A 2,319-nucleotide genomic window follows, 5' to 3' on the forward strand; every position below is an offset into this window, starting at 1 on the left:
GGCACCGGCGTCCCACCCGAGCGCGTCATGGCGATGTTCCAGCCGTTCCAGCGGCTCGGCGACGAGGGGAAGGGGCCGGGGATCGGCCTGGGGCTCGCCGTCGCGAAGGGCTTCGTCGAGGCGATGGGCGGGGTGCTCGCCGCGGAACCGACCCCGGGCGGCGGCCTGACGATGGTGATCCGGATGCCGCTCTACGCGGGCCCCCGGGACGAGGAAGGGGACTGATGTGAAGAGGGTGCTCGTGGTCGACGACGAGCCGCAGCTGCTGCGCGCGCTGCAGATCAATCTGCGCGCCGAGGGCTACAGCGTGACGGTCGCGGCGAACGGGACCGAGGCCCTGCGCCTGGCCGCTTCACGGCCGCCGGACGTGCTCGTGCTGGACCTGGGCCTGCCGGACATCGACGGGTCCGAGGTGATCCGCGGGATCCGCGGGTGGTCCGACATGCCGATCGTGGTCCTCTCGGCCCGGCATGGGTCCGCGGACAAGGTGGAGGCGCTGGACGCCGGGGCGGACGACTACGTGACCAAGCCGTTCGGGCTCGACGAGCTGCTCGCCCGGCTGCGCGCCGTCGAACGCCGCTCAGCCCACGCGGCGCCGGGCGGGGTGATCGACGCGGGCGACCTTCTGATCGACCTCGGTGCCGCCACGGTCACGCGCCAGGGCGAGCGAGTTCACCTCACCCCCCGAGAGTGGGGCGTGCTGCAGATGCTCGTCGCCAACCGCGGCAAGCTCGTCACGCAACGGCAGCTGCTTCAGACCGTCTGGGGACCAGCCTATGGAGAGGAAACCCAGTACCTCCGGGTGTACATGGCCCAGCTGCGCCGGAAGCTCGAGGCAGACCCGGCGAATCCCCGCCACCTCATCACCGAACCGGGGCGAGGCTATCGGTTCGAGACTCCGGCCGTGAACTGAAACCTGCCCCAGGCGTTTCTCCGAGCTCCACCGGGCATAAAGGATGCATAAAGCGACAGTCCAACCGTTCCGGGCGGTGTTAGCGTCGCGTGCATCACCCAAGGACAGAGCCAGCGAGACCAACAAGAGGGGATGGCAAAGATGACCACGCTCAGCCGGCCTCCCGCCGAGCCGAGGCCGGGCAGGGCCGAGCCAGGCCGTTCGTTCAAAGCCTGGTTGCTCCATGACCTGCATCAGACCCAGGCCCTCCACCAAGGCCCCCACGCGATACCGCGCGTCGATGAGAAGAAGCACTCGTGGTGGCAGGTCATGTGCCTGACCGGCGTCGACTACTTCTCCACCCTGGGCTACCAGCCAGCGATTGCGGCGGTGGCGGCTGGGGTGCTCTCACCCTTGGCCACCCTGGTCCTCGTCGTCGTCACCCTCTTCGGGGCCCTCCCCGTGTACCGGCGCGTCTCCGAAGAGAGTCCACACGGATCGGGCTCGATCGCGATGTTGGAACGCCTCCTGCCGCGCTGGGGCGGCAAGTTCTTCGTGCTTGCCTTGCTCGGCTTCGCCGCGACCGACTTCATGATCACCATGACCCTGTCGGCGGCGGACGCCGCCGCCCACCTGATCGGCAACCCGCTCACCCCCGGCTGGCTGCAGGGACAGAACATCGCGGTCACCCTGTTCCTGCTGGCTCTGCTTGCGGCGGTGTTCCTCAGGGGCTTCAAGGAGGCGATCGGCGTGGCCGTGGTCCTGGTGGGACTCTATTTGGGGCTCAATGCCATCCTCGTCGCCGTCACCATCGGTCTCGCACTCGAGCATCCGATCCAGGTGAACGACTGGTGGCAGGCGATGCTCACCTCGCATGGAAACCCCGTCCTCATGCTCGCCGTCGCAGTGCTCGTGTTCCCCAAACTGGCCCTCGGCATGTCCGGTTTCGAGACCGGAGTAGCCGTCATGCCGCAGATCAGAGGAGATGCGACCGACACAGAGGAACAACCGAGGGGGCGCATTCGCGGTACCAAGCGCCTCCTGAGCACGGCCGCCGTCATCATGAGCGCGTTCCTCGTCACATCCAGCTTCACCACCGTGGTCCTGATCCCTGAAAAGGAGTTCCAGCCGGGAGGCGCAGCCGACGGACGCGCGCTCGCGCTCCTTGCCCACGAGGACCTCGGCGTCGTCTTCGGCTCGATCTACGACCTGAGCACGATCGCCATCCTCTGGTTCGCTGGAGCATCTGCAATGGCGGGCCTGCTGAACCTCGTGCCCCGCTACCTGCCCCGCTACGGCATGGCCCCGCAGTGGACCAAGGCGACCCGCCCCCTCGTCCTCGTCTTCACCGCAATCGGGTTCCTCATCACGCTGATCTTCGCGGCCAACGTGGACGCCCAGGGCGGCGCCTACGCGACCGGCGTCCT

General features: G+C 68.0%; 2 protein-coding genes and 1 pseudogene. All 3 read left to right on the plus strand.

Translation table 11 applies throughout. The annotated features are described in order from the left end of the window. A partial coding sequence (locus V7053_RS18795) for a sensor histidine kinase (protein ID WP_334173775.1) occupies window positions 1–225 on the plus strand: 225 nt, incomplete at its 5' end. Between the two features lies 1 nt (window position 226). Beyond that, on the plus strand, window positions 227–913 hold the full coding sequence (locus V7053_RS18800) for a response regulator (RefSeq protein WP_334173776.1): 687 nt from the start codon (window positions 227–229) through the stop codon (window positions 911–913). 141 nt (window positions 914–1,054) lie between these two features. Further along, window positions 1,055–2,319: pseudogene (locus V7053_RS18805) on the plus strand (amino acid transporter); the annotation flags it as partial.

The sequence above is a fragment of the Sinomonas sp. genome (assembly GCF_036848755.1).
Lineage (GTDB): Bacteria > Actinomycetota > Actinomycetes > Actinomycetales > Micrococcaceae > Sinomonas.